Genomic DNA, 15,129 nt, shown 5'->3' on the forward strand with positions numbered 1-15,129 from the left:
GCTGTGAGCGCGCCTTGCCTGCGCCCGTCAGCCAAGGCTTCACATCTGGAAACCAAAGAGGCCACCGCCTTGCCAGAAATGCGTGGCGAGCCTCGTTCCAGAGGCCTGCGCTGAACCTGCGTCGCGCTCGGGGTTCGTATGCCAGCACCTCCTTTCAGGCGATAAGGGCTGACACCGTGGGTTTTATCGAGCGCAAACTGACCTTCCTTCGGCAAACCTTTTCCTACGTCGGCTGGTCGGTCTTCTGGCTGTTGTTGTGGGACATCGCCGTGACGGTCGACTACATGATCTTCGTCGACCACCGGGCCCAGTTGCCCAGTATCCCGCTTACCTTGATCGGCTCGGCGCTCATCGTGCTGACCAGCTTTCGCAACACCAGCGCCTATCAGCGCTGGTGGGAGGCACGTACCCTCTGGGGCGGCATGGTCAACAGCTCACGCAGCTTCGGCCGCCAGGTGTTGACGCTGATCGATGACGGCGACGAGCGCTTCAACAGTATCAAGACGGTGCTCATCGAGCGTCATCTGGCCTATGTACGCTGCCTGGCCTGCCAGCTCAGCGGCGATTCCTTGCCCAAGGAAGTGAAGAACTACCTGGGCAAGGAAGAGTGGGCGATGCGCAAGGAAACCAATAATTTCGCCAACGCCATCCTGAGCGGATCGGCCAACCTCATCGCCATCGAGTACCGCGCAAGGCGGCTGGACAGCATTCGCCTGGAGCGCCTGGAAGCCACCTTCGTCGACATGTCGAACTGGCAAGGCGGAATGGAGCGGATCGCCAATACGCCCTTGCCCTATCCCTACGTCAATTTTCCCCGGCTGTTCATCTTCCTGTTCTGCGTGCTGATGCCCATCGGCTTGGTGGAGAGCCTGGAGTGGTATACCCCGCTGGCCTCCACCGTGGTTGGCTTCATGTTCCTGGCCCTGGAGAAGGTCGGGACCGATCTGCAGAGTCCCTTCCAGCGCAGCCGGCACCAGATCACCATGGGCACCATCTGTAGCACCATCGAAGGTAACCTGCGCACCATGCTGCGGGATGCGCGCAGTGGCTATGCCTCGGTCAGCGAGATTGTTCAAGACTGTCGGGCGTTATCAGACGAAAAGGAATCCAGCTGACCGACTGCACCGGCTGGCCCTGGAACATCGCCAGGGCCACGTCGATGGCCGTGCCGCCCTGGCCCTTGGCATCCTGCAGCACGGTCACCTGCAGCTTGCCGGCGCGCATCTCCTGCAAGGCCTCCGGCGTGGCATCGATGCCGCCGATGAGATAAGCCTTGGGGTCCTTGCCCGCCTTCTCCAACCCGCGAATGGCGCCAATGGCCATCTCGTCGTTGTTGGCGGCGATGATGTTGAAGTCCACCCCCTTCTTCAGCCAGTCGGCGACGGCGTCGGTCGCCTGGCTGCGCTCCCAGTTGGCGGTGGTCTTCTGCACCACCTGCATGTCGGGATACTTGGCGACCACCTTTTCCACATCCTCGGTACGCATCCGCGAGGAGGGATTGTTGGGGTCGCCCACCAGGATGGCCACCTTGCCGCGGTAGTGGGCCCGCCGCGCCAGCTCTTCCATTTGCAAGGTGCCGGATTCCAGCTCGTTGGAGCCGACATAGGCAGCCTTGGGCGGCCATTGCTCGGGTATGTACTGACGATTTAGCAGCACGATGGGAATGCCGGCGGCGGTCGCCTCGCGCAGTAGCTCCGGTGCGGCCTTGATGTCGGTGGGCAGCACGATGATGGCATCGACCTTGGCGGCGATCAGATTCTTCACCTGGCGCTGCTGCAGGACCGGGTCATTGTTGGCGTCCTCCACGAAGGTGTCCACCCCGAGCTGGCTGGCGTGCTGTTCCATGCTGCTGCGCAGCAGATTCTGGAAGTTGTCGCTTTTGGCGGTGGCGATCCCGATCAGGGGCGTGGTCGCGAAAGCTGGGGTCAACCAGGCAGTGGCGAGCAAGGTGACGAGCAGGGAGCTGAAACGGATGTGAGTCATGGCTAGGTCCTTCACACGCTGAAGCGATGCAGGAGTTGACGTTGCCCCTGGGCCATCTGCGCCAGGTCATCGCTGCTGCGCGCGGTGTCCTCCGCGCCCTGGGCCACCTGGGTGGCGGCGGTGCTGATATGCACCATCATGCGATTGGTTTCCTGCACCGTGGCGCTCTGCTGCTCGGTCGCGGTAGCGATCTGCACGTTCATCTCGCGGATGGTCGCCACCGCCTCGCTCATCACCTGCAACGCCTGCTGGGAGCCGGAGGCACGTTGCACGCAGTCGTCCGACAGCGTCTGGCTGGTGCCCATGACGCTGACCACCGATTGGATCTTCTGCTGCATCTGCTCGATCATCTGCTGGATCTCGCCAGTGGAGCCCTGGGTGCGGCTGGCCAGGGAACGCACCTCATCGGCCACCACCGCGAAGCCACGGCCCTGCTCACCGGCCCGCGCCGCCTCGATAGCGGCGTTGAGGGCCAGCAGATTGGTCTGTTCGGCGATGGTGCGGATGGCATCGACGATCCCGTCGATGCTCTGGCCATAGCCCTGCAACTCATGGGTCGCGCCGGCCGCGCGCTGGATCTGTTCGGCCTGCTGCTGGATGCCGCTGATGGTGTCACTCACCGTCGTATGCACCCGCTGGGTGAGGGTGATCGTCTGGTCGACGGCTTCGCGGGTCTCGTGTGCGCGCCGGGCGACTTCCTGGACCGTGCTCTCCATCTGGGTCATCGCTGAGGATGTCGACTCCAGATGCTGGGTCTGGGCCTCCACCGCGGCGGTGGTACGGCTGCTGACCGCAGCGTTCTCGTCGGCGGTCCGTGCCAGGTCGTCGGCGGATTGGGTGAGTTGGCCGAAGGTGGTGCGCAGCATCTGGGTGAGTTCGTTGAGATAGCCGCCCAATTCACCGAATTCGTCTCTGTTACCGGTATCGAAACGGACCCGCAGGTCGCCGGCGGTGACCTGGCGCAGTGCCTCGCGGAACCGCCGGAGTGGGCCGCGCAGTCCGCGCGCCACCCAGAAACCGATCAGCAGGGCGGCGGCAACCGCGACGGCGCTGGCGAGCAGCAGCACCAGGCGGCTGGTGTGCACCGTGGCATCGGTGTCCTGCTTGCTCTGGCGCGCCATGTCCACGGCCTGACTGCTGAGTTCGTCCAGTTTGGCCAGCACCGCCGTCAGTGCCTGGTCGGTGGTCTGGCGCTGGGCGTTCAGTCGCGTCTGCAGGGCGTCTTGCTGGCGGTAGGCCTGATAGAGGCCGTCCGGTGCCTCCAGGTCATGCAGCAGGGCGGTGACCATCACGCCGGCATGGCGGGCGGTCTGGGCATCGACAGCAGCCAGCGCCTTGAGACGGTCTTGGATCACCTCGGCTTGACCCTTGAGGGTGCGATCCAGTTGGGCCAGCTCCGGTTTGACCGCCTGGCTGGCGAAACCGCCGTAGGCCTTGGTCACTTCCAGCTGCAGCAGATCGGCGAGACGCGCCGCCTCGGCGGCATTGTTGGCCTTCTGTTGGGCGGCGTAGGTTTGCAGATAGCGCACCAGGCGATTGCCTTCGGGCGTGGCATAGCCTTGCAGCGTCGCGACGGCGTCTTGTTTGGCCAGGTCCTCTTGTTGGAGCTGCGCCAATTGACGGCCCTGAGTCGCGTAGCTCTGGCCCAGCTCGCGCTCCTGCTGCAGGGTGGAAGCCAGCTGTGGATAGCCGTCGAGCAGCGCCGGAATCTGGCCGAGCGCCTCGTCGTAGCTCTTGATTTGCTCGTTGAAGGTCTTGAGGAAGGTGGTTACCTGCGCCTCGTCCTTGGCGGCCAGCAGGCTGAGAATGGCCTGGTTGGCGCTGAGGATGCGCACGCCAAGCTCGCTGCTGGCATGGCCGAGGGGGGCGGACTGATCGGTGATGACCGCCAGGCGCTCCTGGATCGAAGAGGTGCTGCGGTAGCTGACCGCGACGATGCCGAGCAGTACCAACAGCAGCAGGCCGAAACCGCCGACCACGCGTTGCAGGATTGTCATTATTGTATCCCCGGATTGAAAGGTCCGCGGGATGGGGCGGGTCGCGGAAACGGCTACAGTCGCTTCCCTCGACCTACCCTTGGCACGATCTGCCAACCCGCTGCCAGGCTATCGGCAACCCTGGCGCAGGCTTTAGAAAAGTTTACAAAATATTTCGCGAGGGCGATCTATTTGAAGTCCCATTGCATCTGCGTGGGGATGCTGATGTCCCGCGAGGAATGCACGCAGACGTCCAGATAGTCGGTAAAGCGCGGCGGGGCGGAGATGCCTTCTTCCAGCAGGCGCTGGTTGTCGAACAGGTAGTTCAGGTCGGCGAAGCCGCCATAGAGTTTCAGTGCGCGCAGCACCAGGCGCGGATTCGCCGGGCCGATGCGTTCGTTGAAATCCGCCGCCAGCTCCTTGAGATCGGCACTGTCAACCTGCCGATAGCGCTCGCCGACAGGGGCGTCACCCATGGCACCGGCATAGGCCTGGTCGATTTCGCCGAAGGTACAGGCCCCGGCATGGCCCGCGGAGATGTGGTACAGGCTGTAGTTGAGCGAGGGCTTGAGCGCCAGCTCCACCAGCGCCTCGGCACAGTAGTCCACCGGGATCACGTCGATCTGCTCGTCCAGTCCGCAGGTGAAACGCTCCAGGGCGAAGCCCATGCGGAACACCCAGAAGATACTGCCCGACGCCTTGCAGCCGGAACGGCGATGGCCCACCACGATGGATGGACGCGCGACCACCAGCGGCAGCTGCGGCAGCTCGTTGCGCAACTTCAGCTCGATGGCTGCCTTGGAGGCGGTGTAGTCCACCAGTTGCTCTTCTGGCTCCGGGAAATCCCAGGTCTCGGCGACCGGTGACTGACGCTGCGGGCCACAGGCCATGGCCGTGCTCACGTGCAGGAAGCGTTTCAGGCGCTTGGACTGGGCACAGGCCTGGGCGAGGGCGAAGGTGCCGTCGACGTTGACCGGCCAGATCTTCGGATTACGCGAGAAGGAGGCCACGGCCGCACAGTTGATGACCTCGTCCAGCGCCGTCAATTGCGGTAGCGCCGCCTCGATCCACTGGGTATCCAGCAGGTCACCACAGAGGATCTGCTCAGGCGTCAGCCGTTCGGCCACGCGCTCATCGATATCGTGTACCCGCAGGTTATGCAGCAGGCGCTCCAGCCCTTCAGCCTGGTTGGCGGCACGGACCAGGAATCTCAGCCCCTCGACATGTCCCAGCTCCATCAGACGCAAGGTCACAGCCCCGCCGAGGAAGCCAGTGGCACCCGTGACGAGAATGCGGCGTGGGGTAGGGGAGAAGTGGATCGAGGAGCTGGACGAAGCGGAAAGCGGCATGGCGATAGCCCTGGTTGGGGTGAACGTGGTTGTAACCTTAAGGCGCAACGCTGAAGGATCCCTTAAGACGAGGGAACCCGGTGCGTCCAAGGCCTTTCTAGATGAAGGACATTACCGTTAGGCATTCGCCTGGAGACCGCCATGGAACTGCCCGTTCACGACCTGACCACCCTTTTCGAGCAGCTGGGACTGGATTCGGACCCTGCCAGCATCGACGCCTTCATCGCCCGTCACTCACCATTGCCCGATGGGGTGAAGGTCTCCGAGGCCGAATTCTGGTCTTCCGCGCAGAAAGCCTTTCTCAAGGACGAAATCATGGAAGACGCCGATTGGGCACCGATTGTCGACGAGCTGAACGTCCGTCTGCATAAGCGAGACTAACGCTAGGGCCGGATTGATCCGACGCCCCTATCGGCTACCGCTATACCCGGAGAACTGCCATGAACGCCGTCTACGCCCAGCAACAGCCACAGGACCCGCCCGTCGCTGACGATGAAGAGGAAGTGAGCGAAGATCAGCTCGATGAATCCATCGAGGAGACCTTTCCCGCCAGCGATCCCATCTCTCCATAACGCTTTTCAGGCGCCGTTTCAGCGGCGCTTTTTTCTACCCTTGATCCTGTTTTCCTGCACACTCGTCGTCTGGACCGTTTGGCCTACCAAGCTGGCGATCATTCGCCTGCTAAGGTTCATCGCGTCGCCATGGCGCTGCGACGCAAAGTCGCTTCGGCGATTCAACGGACAGTTCATTCGCAGGGATTCCAATGATCAGAACCTTCTTTGCCACTTTGGTAGGCGTGCTGCTGGCTACCGCCGCCCCCCTAGCGCTGGCCGACCCCGTGGTCATCAAGTTTGCTCACGTGGTGACGGACGAAACGCCCAAGGGCCGTGGTGCGCTACTGTTCCAGAAGCTGGTCGACGAGCGCCTGGCAGGCAAGGTAAAGGTCGAGATCTATCCGAATTCCACCCTGGTAGGGGATTCGAACGAATTGGAAGCCTTGCGAACCAACAAGGTGCAGATGCTGGCGCCCTCCGTGTCCAAGTTGAATGCCCTGTCCAAACCTTTGCAGGTCTACGATCTGCCCTATCTGTTCGACAGCCTGGAAGCGGTGAAGCGTTTCCAGCACCGCGACAAGAGCCGCGAGTTGCTGGGCAGTCTGGTGACCCATGGCTTTACCGGCCTGGCCTACTGGAATAACGGCGGCCGCCAGCTATCCGCCACGCGGGACATCCGTAGTCCCGCGGATCTCAAGGGGCTTACCGTTCGCGTCGAATCGTCCGATGTCCTGGCCGCCTACTATCAACTGCTGGGTGCCCAGCCGGTCAAACTGCCGTTCGCCCAGGTTTACGAGGCCCTGCGGACGGGTAAGGTGCAGGGTGCGGAGAATCCCTGGTCGAACCTGCTGGGGCAGAAGATCAATACCGTGCAGCCCTATATCCTCGAGGACAACCACAGCTTCCTGACCTACATGCTCATCACCAACACCAGCTTCTGGAACAGTCTGCCCTTCGAGCTCCGTAGCGAGCTGGAGGCCATTCTCGACGAGGTGACGCAGTCGGTGAACCGCGATGCCGAAGCCATCAATGCCAAGGCTCGCGAGCGGGTGGTGGCAGCCAATACCAGCAAGATCCTGGTGCAGACCCCGGCCGAGCGCGAGGCCTGGCGTGCGGCCGTAGCGCCCTTGATCAAGAGGTATGAGAGCGAGGTGGGCAGTGATGTCCTGCGCGCTGCCGAGGCCGCCAATCGCCGCTGAGATTGCGCGGGCGTCCCTTCCGGATTTGCGGCAAACTGGCACGGCTTGAATCCTGATCACAAGAGGAATAGCCGTGCAGCACGCGGTCATCAGCGGTAGTGGGCTCTATACGCCGCCCGAGAGCATTTCCAACGACGAACTGGTTGCGTCCTTCAATCAGTGGGCCAGCCAGTGGAATGCTGAGCATGCCGAAGCCATCGCCCAGGGCAGCCTGGCGCCCCAGCCGGAGTCCAGTGCCGCCTTCATCGAGAAGGCCTCGGGCATTCGTAGCCGACACGTGGTCGACAAGGCCGGTATCCTCGATCCGGCGCGCATGGTGCCGCGCATTCCCGAGCGCTCCAACGACGAGCCGTCGATTCTCTGCGAGATGGGCGTTGCCGCCGCCCGCGAAGCCTTGGCGCGCGCCGGACGGACCGCCGCCGACATCGATGGCGTCATCGTCGCCTGCTCGAACCTGCAACGTCCCTATCCGGCAGTGGCCATCGAAGTCCAGGCCGCGCTGGGCATCCAGGGCTATGGGTTCGACATGAACGTCGCCTGCTCCTCGGCAACCTTCGGTCTGCAGACCGCAGCCAACGCCGTACAGCTCGGCCAGGCCCGGGCGGTGCTGGTGATAGATCCGGAAATCTGCACCGGTCATTTGAATTTCCGCGACCGCGACAGCCACTTCATCTTCGGCGATGCCGCCACCGCCCTGGTGGTGGAGCGCGCCGACCAGGCAACCTCGGCGCATCGTTTCGAGATCCTCGGTACCCGGCTGTTCACCCAGTTCTCCAACAACATCCGCAACAACTTCGGCTTCCTCAACCGGGCGGCGGAGGAGGGCATGAGCCATCCGGACAAGCTGTTCGTCCAGGAAGGGCGCAAGGTGTTCAAGGAAGTCTGCCCGCTGGTGGCCGAACTGATCGCGGATCACCTCACCGAACTCGATATCCCGGTCCAGCGGGTCTCACGCTTCTGGCTGCACCAGGCCAACCTGGCGATGAACCACCTCATCGTCAAGCGCCTGCTGGGTCGCGAACCCGAGCCCAACGAGGCTCCGGTGATCCTGGATACCTACGGCAACACCAGCTCCGCCGGCTCGGTCATCGCGCTGCACCTGCACCACGAAGACCTGGCCAGCGGTAGTCTGGGTGTACTCAGCTCCTTCGGTGCGGGTTACTCCATCGGCAGCGTGGTGCTGCGCAAGGTCTGATCGACGGCAGGAGTCTTCCCGAGTCGACTGTTGTCCGACTTGGGAAGGCAATTTCAGACAGGGGAGGCCATGTGCAGCCAGGACGCCTGCTTCGGGTACAGCTGCGAGAGCTGCGCCCCACCCAGCCCGCCATCGGCCACGACCAGGTGCTGTACAAGCTCGGCAAGTACGCCAGCGACCGGCGCAAGCTGTTCGATGACTATTGCGAGGCCAATGGTCAACACCTGAGCAAGGGATTCCAGCCGAGTACCACGCTGCGTTCGGCGGGGGATGGCCTGGGCGTGCGGCCGCCCGGCAGTTGCCCGGACGAGATGAAGACCGTCGTCATAGGGCCGGGACAGCAACTTTATCTCACCGATGGTCACCACACCTTTTCCGCCTTCTGGGAGCACCCCGGCGGTGGGCCCGAAACCTTCGTCTGTGTACGGGTGACCGACGATTTCAGTGCGTCCGCCAGCATGGCGGAGTTCTGGATCCGACTACTCGACGAGCGCAAGGCCTGGCTCAAGGATCCCCAAGGTCGCCCGATCCTGCCCGAGCAATTGCCGGAGTGCCTGGGGCTCACCGCGATGGCCAACGATCCCTACCGCGCACTGGTGTATTTCACGCGGCAGATCGGTTACGACAAGCCGCGTACCCCGGATGGCCGGGTACTACCGTCCGAGTTCCTCGAGTTCTACTGGGCCGAGTGGCTGCGCATGCTGCTGCCCCTGCAGAATTACGATCTGAACGATCGCAAGAGCTACGCCAAGGCCGTGGAACAGGCTGCCAAGCTGATGGTGGCCAATCCCAACATGCTGATCGGCAGTTCCGGGCGCACCGCGCTGGAGATGGGTGGCTATCGGTCGCTGGACAAGAAGGTCTTGCGCAAGCTCGCCGCGAGCGATGGCAAGTTCGCCTATCTGCTGGCGGCGCGTGCCCAGCGCACGGCACTGTCCCGGGCGATTTGAGCGGAGCGGGGCATAAGTGACTGTTACTAGCAGCTTTTTTGCTTTTTGGTGTTGACAGTGAGGGCGAGGCCTCTTAACATGCGCCCCGTCCTGACCGACGGGGCTATAGCTCAGCTGGGAGAGCGCTTGCATGGCATGCAAGAGGTCGACGGTTCGATCCCGTCTAGCTCCACCAAATTTCGGTTTCGCCTGCGGGGGAAATCGGTAGAAGGTTTCGTCCCCTTCGTCTAGTGGCCTAGGACACCGCCCTTTCACGGCGGTAACAGGGGTTCGAGTCCCCTAGGGGACGCCATATCAGTCACGTATCCCAGACGTGGCGAACGTTGTACGCGGGGCTATAGCTCAGCTGGGAGAGCGCTTGCATGGCATGCAAGAGGTCGACGGTTCGATCCCGTCTAGCTCCACCAAATTCGTGATCCGCAAGGATCGCACCCGGGTAACGTCCCCTTCGTCTAGTGGCCTAGGACACCGCCCTTTCACGGCGGTAACAGGGGTTCGAGTCCCCTAGGGGACGCCATATCGAAGAAAACCGCCTTACGGCGGTTTTTTTTCGCCTGCACGAAAGCCATTCGCCAGGGTCTCTGCACAGATGCCGTTTCGGCGTCCATCTGTGTTAGACCTGTACCACGAGCGCAGGCTCTTTTCAGACAAAGCCAAGCAAGGGGAGTGGGATGATCGTCGAGTATCTCTACAGCCTGGCCCAGGTACCTGCGGCGCAATGGAACGGCTTGCTGGCGGACGACCAGCCCTTTCTGCGCCATGAGTTCCTCGCCACCCTGGAAGACAGCGGTAGCCTCGGCAAGGGTACCGGTTGGCAACCGGCGCATCAGGTCCTCAAGGATGCCCAGGGCCAGTTGCTGGCGGCGATGCCGGCGTATCTCAAGATGCACTCCTATGGTGAATACGTCTTCGATTGGGCCTGGGCCGATGCCTGTCGGCGGGCGGGCATCGACTACTATCCCAAGTTGCTGGCCGCCGTACCCTTCTCGCCGGTGCAGGGCGCGCGCCTGCTGGGCGATCCGGCGGCCTGTGCCACCTTGCTCGATGCGACTACCGGCAGCCTGGCGGGCCTCGAACTCTCCAGTCTGCACGTCAACTTCACCGATCCCAAGGCCGACGCCCTGCTGCAGGACCGCGATGGTTGGCTGGCCAGGATCGGCTGCCAGTTCCATTGGCATAACCGTGGCTACCGGGATTACGGAGACTTCCTCGCCGCCCTGACCTCGCGCAAGCGCAAGCAACTGCGCAAGGAACGCGATCAGGTCGCCGGGCTCGGAGTGAGCTTCGAGTGGCGCAAGGGCGGCGAGCTGAGCGAGGCGGAGTGGGACTTCGTCTATGCCTGCTACGCCAATACCTACGAGGTGCGCGGCCAGGACCCTTATCTCACCCGTACTTTCTTCAGCCTGCTGGCCGAACGACTACCCGAAGCCATTCGAGTGGTGCTCGTTCGCCAGGGCAGCCGGCCGGTGGCCATGGCCTTCTACCTGCAGGACGGCACTACCCTCTATGGTCGCTACTGGGGCTGTTTGCAGGAATTCGACCAGCTGCATTTCGAGACCTGCTTCTACCAGGGTATCGAACACGCCATTGCCGAGGGGCTGCAGCGCTTCGATGCCGGCGCCCAGGGTGAGCACAAGCTGATCCGCGGTTTCGAACCGACCCTTACGCACTCCTGGCATTACCTGGTGCATCCGGGCCTGAGAGCGGCGGTAGCGGACTTTCTCGAGCAGGAGAGGGCGGGGGTCCAGGCCTATGCACGCCAGGCGGCCGAGGCCTTGCCCTATCGCCAGGAGGACGGTACGGCGCCATGCTGAACTACCTCTGGTTCCTGCTGGCCGCACTGTTCGAGATCGCCGGCTGCTACGCCTTCTGGCTGTGGCTGCGGCTGGATCGCAGCCCCTGGTGGATCGCGCCGGGGCTGGCCAGCCTGGTGCTCTTCGCTCTGCTGCTGACCCGCATCGAGGCCGCCTACGCCGGTCGGGCCTACGCGGCCTATGGTGGCATCTATGTAGTGGCGTCCCTGGGCTGGCTGGCGCTGGTCGAACGCACCCGGCCGACCTGGGCGGACCTGGCCGGTGGCTTGCTCTGCGTGGCAGGGGCGCTGGTGATCCTCTTGGCACCGCGGGCTGCGCCCTAGCGCTTCAGGCCTTCGCGTTGATAGAAGGCCTTGAGTTCGGCTGGTCCCATCAGCGCCAGGCGCGGCAGCTCCAGGCTGTTGTACAGCTGCCAGTAGCGACGCCGATTGAGGCGGGCGGTGCCGACGATATAGCGCAGCATCTGCCACTTGACGCTGTCCTGGCCACCCTCCAGGGCGCCACGTCTGTTCCTCTCGAACCAGCACCGTCTTAGATAGCGCAGCAGGCTGACCGGTGTAGGAGCGTCCAACAGGATCAGGCCGGTAGCCCGTGACAGGCGTTGCGGCAGGCACAGACTGTAGTTGCCGTCCACGACCCAGTGAGGGCCCTGAATCGCGGCATCGTGAAGGGCGATGAACTCAGCCGTCGGCCGTGGTTGCCAATCGGTATGGGGCAGGTAATAGAGCTGATCGAGATGCACCACCGGCAGGCCGCGCGCCCGGCCGATAGCATCGGCCAGGGTGGATTTGCCGCTGTTGGAAGGCCCCAGGATGCATAACCGCGGGCCGAGGTCGTCTAGGCGCATAGGCGGCTGCTGGCTGGAAAGACCAGCAAGCTTGCCGGAGGGGCGGCCTAGTCGTCCAGCAGCTCGCGAGGTACGTCGCGGCGCAGCACCAACTGGCAGAGGGTGCTGTCCGGATCGAAGAGAATGACCGCCTCACCGGTTTCCAGCGCCCGGCGCGCGCGCTGGGTACGGGTCGCCAGGGGCGTGTCGTCGCCGTTGTCGGTGCCTTCGCGGGTGACGAAGTCCTCCAGCAGATTGTCGAGCGTGGCGGCGGCGAGTTGGTCGTGGGGAATGATCATGGTGTGGTGCCTGGAAAAAAGCGCCCAGGATACCCCAGGCGCAGATCATGGCTCTTATTTACTGCCGTCGCCGACCACTTCTTCCAGGGGTGGCAACTGCGTCTGGTTATCCAGATGCGTGTCCTCGGGCAGCAACTGGTGGCCGAAGCGTTCTAGGGAGCTATCGGCGGGCTGGGCATCGCTGTCGAACACCGGCGGACTGAGGATGTAGCCGGTCAGCAACTGGCTAAGCGCGGCCAGGCTGACGATATGGGTACGCTCGTAGCCATGGGTCGCATCGCAACCGAAGGCCAGCAGGGCGACCCGCACGTCCTGCCCGGAGCTGATCGCCGAATGGGCATCGCTGTAGTAGTAGCGGAACAGATCGCGCCGTACCGGGATGTCATTACGTTCGGCCAGGCGCAGCAGGTGCCGCGACAGGTGATAGTCGTAAGGGCCCGCCGAATCCTGCATGGCCACGCTGACGCGATGCTCGTCGGAACGCTGACCCGGGGCGACCGGGGCGATGTCGATGCCGACGAATTCGCTGACGTCCCAGGGCAGGGCGCCGGCGGCCCCCGAGCCGACCTCTTCGGTGATGGTGAACAGCGGATGGCAGTCGATGGGCGGTGTCTGGCCGCTTTCCTTGAGCATCTTGAGCGCGGTAAGCAGGGCGGCGACGCCAGCCTTGTCGTCCAGATGGCGCGAGCTGATGTAGCCACTGTCGGTGAATTCGGGCAGCGGATCGAAGGCGACGAAATCGCCGATCTGCACGCCCAGTTGCTCCGTCTCGTGACGGCTCTTGGTCACGGCATCCAGGCGCAGTTCGATGTGATCCCAACTCACCGGCATCTTGTCGATCTCGGTGTTGAAGGCATGACCCGAGGCCAGCAATGGCAGCACGCTGCCCCTCAGGGTGCCATCGTCGGTGAACAGGCTGACGCGGCTGCCCTCGGCGAAGCGGCTCGACCAGTGGCCGACCGCCGCCAGGCCCAGGCGGCCGTTGTCCTTGATCTCGCGGACGATGGCGCCGATGGTGTCCAGGTGCGCCGAGACCGCGCGATCCGGGCTCTCCTTGTGGCCCTTGATCGTGGCGCGGATGGTGCCGCGGCGGGTCAGCTCGAAGGGGATGTCCAGTTCGTTCAGCCGTTCGGCCACATACATGACGATGGTATCGGTGAAGCCCGTGGGACTGGGGATCGCCAGCAGGTCCAGCAGGACCTTGCGCAGGTAATCCAGATCGGGTTCGGGTAATCGAGTCATAGCGGAACCTCCCGGGAGAGCGGGAACAGCAGGTCGATGAAGCGTTCGGCGGTCGGGTGTGGCTCATGATTGGCCAGGCCCGGGCGCTCGTTGGCTTCGATGATGACGTAGTCGGGTGCATCGGCAGCGCTGACCAGCAGGTCCATGCCGGTCACCGGAATGTCCAGCGCCCGCGCCGCCTGGATGGCCGCATCGGCCAGTACCGGGTGGAGGATGCCCGTGACATCTTCGAGGATGCCACCGGTGTGCAGGTTGGCGGTCTTGCGTACCTCCAGGTGGGTGCCAGTGGGCAGCACGCTGTCCCAGTCGTAGCCGGCGCCCCGGATCACGCGTTCGGTTTCTTCGTCGAGCGGAATGCGCGACTCGCCACCGGTAGCCGCCTGGCGCCTACGACTCTGGGCCTCGATCAGCTCCCTGACACTGTGCTGGCCGTCGCCGACGATTTCCGCCGGCCGCCGAATGGCTGCGGCTACCACCTCGTGGCCGATGACCACCACGCGCAGGTCGAGCCCCTGGTGGAAGCTCTCCAGCAGGACGCGATCGTCATAACGGCGGGCGGCTTGGATGGCCGCGGCGAGGTGCTCGGCATCACGGATATCCACCGCCACGCCCTTGCCCTGTTCACCATTGACTGGCTTGACCACCAGGGCGCCATGCTTTTGCAGGAAGGCGGCATTGTCTTCGTCACTGCCTGCCAGGCACTGCTCCGGTACCCGCAGGCCGGCGCGGGCCAGGGTGCGACTGGTCAGCACCTTGTCGGCACAGAGGGTCATGGTCACCGCGGAGGTGAGGTCGGTCAGAGACTCGCGGCAGCGAATGCGCCGGTTGCCCTGGATCAGGGTGAAGAGACCACCTTCGGCATCGTCCACCTGCACCTCGATACCACGTCTAAGGGCTTCGTCGACGATGATTCGCGCATAGGGATTGAGGTCGGCGGCCGGACCGGGGCCGAGGAACAGCGTCTGGTTGATGCCGTTCTTGCACTTGATGGCGAAGGTCTGCAGCGGCCGGAAACCCAGCTTGTCGTAGAGCCGCTTGGCCTGCTGGTTGTCGTGCAGCACCGACAGGTCCAGGTAGGCCAGGCCACGGCTGGCGTAGTGCTCGACCAGGTGGCGCACCAAGGCTTCGCCGACGCCGGGACGACTGCACTCTGGCGAGACGGCCAGGCACCAGAGCGAGGAGCCACCGTCGGGGTCCTGAAAGGCCTTGACGTGGTTGAGTCCCATCACCGAACCGATGATGGCGCCGCTGTCGTCGTCCTCCGCCAGCCAGTAGACCGGGCCGCCCTTGTGGCGGGGCGTGAGGCGCTCGGTATCGACGGGCAGCATGTGGCGCTGCTGGTAGAGGCGGTTGATCTCGCTCCAGTCCTGGGCCGAGCAGGCCCTACGGATGCGAAAGCCACGATAGATCCGGCGCGCGGGGCGGTAATCGCTGAACCAGAGGCGCAGGGTATCCGAGGGGTCGAGGAACAGTTGCTGCGGCGCCTGGGCCAGCACCTGATGCGGCGCGGCGACATAGAGAGCGATGTCACGTTCGCCCGGGGTTTCTGCGAGCAGCTCCTTGGCCAGGCTGGCCGGATCGGGATAGGTATGGCCGATGAGCAGGCGCCCCCAACCGCAATGCAGGCAAAGGGGCTGGGAGGTGGGGTAGTCGCCTTCCGCCAGGCGCGCTTGCAACCGCTCGTAGGAGGGCGTCTGGGCACGCTGAAGACGCTGGTTGTAGCTGGTCGCTTTCATGCGTCT

The 15,129-nt window shown here is 63.8% G+C and carries 15 protein-coding genes, 4 tRNA genes and 1 pseudogene; 12 read left to right on the forward strand and 8 right to left on the reverse strand.

All coding sequences use genetic code 11. The features are described from left to right. Positions 1-176 precede the first annotated feature (176 nt). Positions 177-1,115, forward strand: coding sequence for a bestrophin family protein (locus FAZ11_RS07015; RefSeq protein ID WP_058761000.1), 939 nt, complete (start codon positions 177-179; stop codon positions 1,113-1,115). On the opposite strand, the gene FAZ11_RS07020 is transcribed toward FAZ11_RS07015, so the two are convergent. The 4 genes and pseudogenes from FAZ11_RS07020 to cprA all read right to left on the reverse strand — a co-directional run bounded on the left by FAZ11_RS07020 (position 1,060) and on the right by cprA (position 5,308). Then, positions 1,060-1,983, reverse strand: a complete 924-nt coding sequence (locus tag FAZ11_RS07020) for a sugar ABC transporter substrate-binding protein (RefSeq protein WP_058767263.1) — start codon at positions 1,981-1,983, stop codon at positions 1,060-1,062. The two genes, FAZ11_RS07015 and FAZ11_RS07020, sit on opposite strands and share 56 nt — an antisense overlap. A gap of 11 nt (positions 1,984-1,994) precedes the next feature. Beyond that, the gene (locus FAZ11_RS25350; RefSeq protein ID WP_420849727.1) at positions 1,995-2,849 is read right to left on the reverse strand and encodes a methyl-accepting chemotaxis protein; all 855 of its coding nucleotides are present in this window, start codon (positions 2,847-2,849) and stop codon (positions 1,995-1,997) included. Between the two features lie 3 nt (positions 2,850-2,852). Further along, positions 2,853-3,980 (reverse strand): annotated as a pseudogene (locus FAZ11_RS25355) (HAMP domain-containing protein); the annotation flags it as partial. A gap of 167 nt (positions 3,981-4,147) precedes the next feature. After that, positions 4,148-5,308, reverse strand: a complete 1,161-nt coding sequence (cprA, locus tag FAZ11_RS07030; protein ID WP_193557181.1) for a cationic peptide resistance protein CprA — start codon at positions 5,306-5,308, stop codon at positions 4,148-4,150. 141 nt (positions 5,309-5,449) lie between these two features. On the opposite strand from cprA, the gene FAZ11_RS07035 reads away from it, so the two are divergent. The 11 genes from FAZ11_RS07035 to FAZ11_RS07080 all read left to right on the forward strand — a co-directional run bounded on the left by FAZ11_RS07035 (position 5,450) and on the right by FAZ11_RS07080 (position 11,343). After that, positions 5,450-5,689: a DUF2789 domain-containing protein gene (locus tag FAZ11_RS07035; RefSeq protein ID WP_058760997.1), complete on the forward strand. Its 240-nt coding sequence runs from the start codon at positions 5,450-5,452 to the stop codon at positions 5,687-5,689. Positions 5,690-5,748: 59 nt separating this feature from the next. Then, positions 5,749-5,880, forward strand: a complete 132-nt coding sequence (locus FAZ11_RS25155; RefSeq protein ID WP_257787167.1) for a hypothetical protein — start codon at positions 5,749-5,751, stop codon at positions 5,878-5,880. A gap of 191 nt (positions 5,881-6,071) precedes the next feature. Next, entirely contained in the window at positions 6,072-7,061 is a 990-nt protein-coding gene (locus FAZ11_RS07040; protein ID WP_058760996.1) for a DctP family TRAP transporter solute-binding subunit, read from the forward strand. A gap of 73 nt (positions 7,062-7,134) precedes the next feature. Then, entirely contained in the window at positions 7,135-8,256 is a 1,122-nt protein-coding gene (locus tag FAZ11_RS07045; RefSeq protein WP_058773520.1) for a beta-ketoacyl-ACP synthase III, read from the forward strand. Between the two features lie 71 nt (positions 8,257-8,327). After that, entirely contained in the window at positions 8,328-9,206 is an 879-nt protein-coding gene (locus FAZ11_RS07050) for a ParB/Srx family N-terminal domain-containing protein (RefSeq protein WP_058773519.1), read from the forward strand. Between the two features lie 99 nt (positions 9,207-9,305). Further along, positions 9,306-9,381 (forward strand) — tRNA-Ala (locus FAZ11_RS07055). A 41-nt stretch (positions 9,382-9,422) separates the two neighbouring features. After that, positions 9,423-9,498: transfer RNA gene (locus FAZ11_RS07060), tRNA-Glu, on the forward strand. A gap of 39 nt (positions 9,499-9,537) precedes the next feature. After that, a tRNA-Ala gene (locus tag FAZ11_RS07065) sits at positions 9,538-9,613 on the forward strand. A 34-nt stretch (positions 9,614-9,647) separates the two neighbouring features. After that, a tRNA-Glu gene (locus tag FAZ11_RS07070) sits at positions 9,648-9,723 on the forward strand. 154 nt (positions 9,724-9,877) lie between these two features. After that, positions 9,878-11,020 (forward strand): GNAT family N-acetyltransferase, encoded by a 1,143-nt coding sequence (locus tag FAZ11_RS07075; protein ID WP_058773518.1) that lies wholly within the window; start codon positions 9,878-9,880, stop codon positions 11,018-11,020. Beyond that, a complete protein-coding gene (locus FAZ11_RS07080; protein ID WP_058773517.1) occupies positions 11,014-11,343 on the forward strand; it encodes a YnfA family protein in 330 nt (109 codons plus the stop codon). The genes FAZ11_RS07075 and FAZ11_RS07080 overlap by 7 nt, the downstream gene beginning before the upstream one ends. Here FAZ11_RS07080 and FAZ11_RS07085 read toward each other — a convergent pair. The 4 genes from FAZ11_RS07085 to ngg are packed head-to-tail and all read right to left on the reverse strand — an operon-like array spanning position 11,340 to position 15,123. After that, positions 11,340-11,867 (reverse strand): P-loop NTPase family protein, encoded by a 528-nt coding sequence (locus tag FAZ11_RS07085; RefSeq protein ID WP_058773516.1) that lies wholly within the window; start codon positions 11,865-11,867, stop codon positions 11,340-11,342. The two genes, FAZ11_RS07080 and FAZ11_RS07085, sit on opposite strands and share 4 nt — an antisense overlap. A gap of 47 nt (positions 11,868-11,914) precedes the next feature. Further along, positions 11,915-12,145 (reverse strand): YheU family protein, encoded by a 231-nt coding sequence (locus FAZ11_RS07090; protein ID WP_058760991.1) that lies wholly within the window; start codon positions 12,143-12,145, stop codon positions 11,915-11,917. A gap of 54 nt (positions 12,146-12,199) precedes the next feature. Continuing rightward, positions 12,200-13,387 carry an osmoprotectant NAGGN system M42 family peptidase gene (locus FAZ11_RS07095; protein ID WP_058760990.1) on the reverse strand — a complete coding sequence of 396 codons (1,188 nt, stop codon included), beginning with the start codon at positions 13,385-13,387 and terminating at the stop codon, positions 12,200-12,202. Then, entirely contained in the window at positions 13,384-15,123 is a 1,740-nt protein-coding gene (gene ngg, locus FAZ11_RS07100; RefSeq protein ID WP_058773515.1) for an N-acetylglutaminylglutamine synthetase, read from the reverse strand. The genes FAZ11_RS07095 and ngg overlap by 4 nt, the downstream gene beginning before the upstream one ends. Between the last annotated feature and the right edge of the window lie 6 nt (positions 15,124-15,129).

Source organism: Pseudomonas rhizoryzae, from assembly GCF_005250615.1.
Lineage (GTDB): Bacteria > Pseudomonadota > Gammaproteobacteria > Pseudomonadales > Pseudomonadaceae > Chryseomonas > Chryseomonas rhizoryzae.

Excerpts from the sequence above, each read along its gene's own strand:
- FAZ11_RS07080 (WP_058773517.1), top strand. The coding sequence starts at position 11,014 with ATGCTGAACTACCTCTGGTTCCTGCTGGCCGCACTGTTCGAGATCGCC.
- FAZ11_RS25350 (WP_420849727.1), bottom strand. The coding sequence starts at position 2,849 with ATGCTGCGCACCACCTTCGGCCAACTCACCCAATCCGCCGACGACCTG.
- FAZ11_RS07040 (WP_058760996.1), top strand. The coding sequence starts at position 6,072 with ATGATCAGAACCTTCTTTGCCACTTTGGTAGGCGTGCTGCTGGCTACC.
- FAZ11_RS07095 (WP_058760990.1), bottom strand. The coding sequence starts at position 13,387 with ATGACTCGATTACCCGAACCCGATCTGGATTACCTGCGCAAGGTCCTG.
- cprA (WP_193557181.1), bottom strand. The coding sequence starts at position 5,308 with ATGCCGCTTTCCGCTTCGTCCAGCTCCTCGATCCACTTCTCCCCTACC.
- FAZ11_RS25155 (WP_257787167.1), top strand. The coding sequence starts at position 5,749 with ATGAACGCCGTCTACGCCCAGCAACAGCCACAGGACCCGCCCGTCGCT.
- ngg (WP_058773515.1), bottom strand. The coding sequence starts at position 15,123 with ATGAAAGCGACCAGCTACAACCAGCGTCTTCAGCGTGCCCAGACGCCC.
- FAZ11_RS07085 (WP_058773516.1), bottom strand. The coding sequence starts at position 11,867 with ATGCGCCTAGACGACCTCGGCCCGCGGTTATGCATCCTGGGGCCTTCC.
- FAZ11_RS07035 (WP_058760997.1), top strand. The coding sequence starts at position 5,450 with ATGGAACTGCCCGTTCACGACCTGACCACCCTTTTCGAGCAGCTGGGA.
- FAZ11_RS07020 (WP_058767263.1), bottom strand. The coding sequence starts at position 1,983 with ATGACTCACATCCGTTTCAGCTCCCTGCTCGTCACCTTGCTCGCCACT.
- FAZ11_RS07075 (WP_058773518.1), top strand. The coding sequence starts at position 9,878 with ATGATCGTCGAGTATCTCTACAGCCTGGCCCAGGTACCTGCGGCGCAA.
- FAZ11_RS07090 (WP_058760991.1), bottom strand. The coding sequence starts at position 12,145 with ATGATCATTCCCCACGACCAACTCGCCGCCGCCACGCTCGACAATCTG.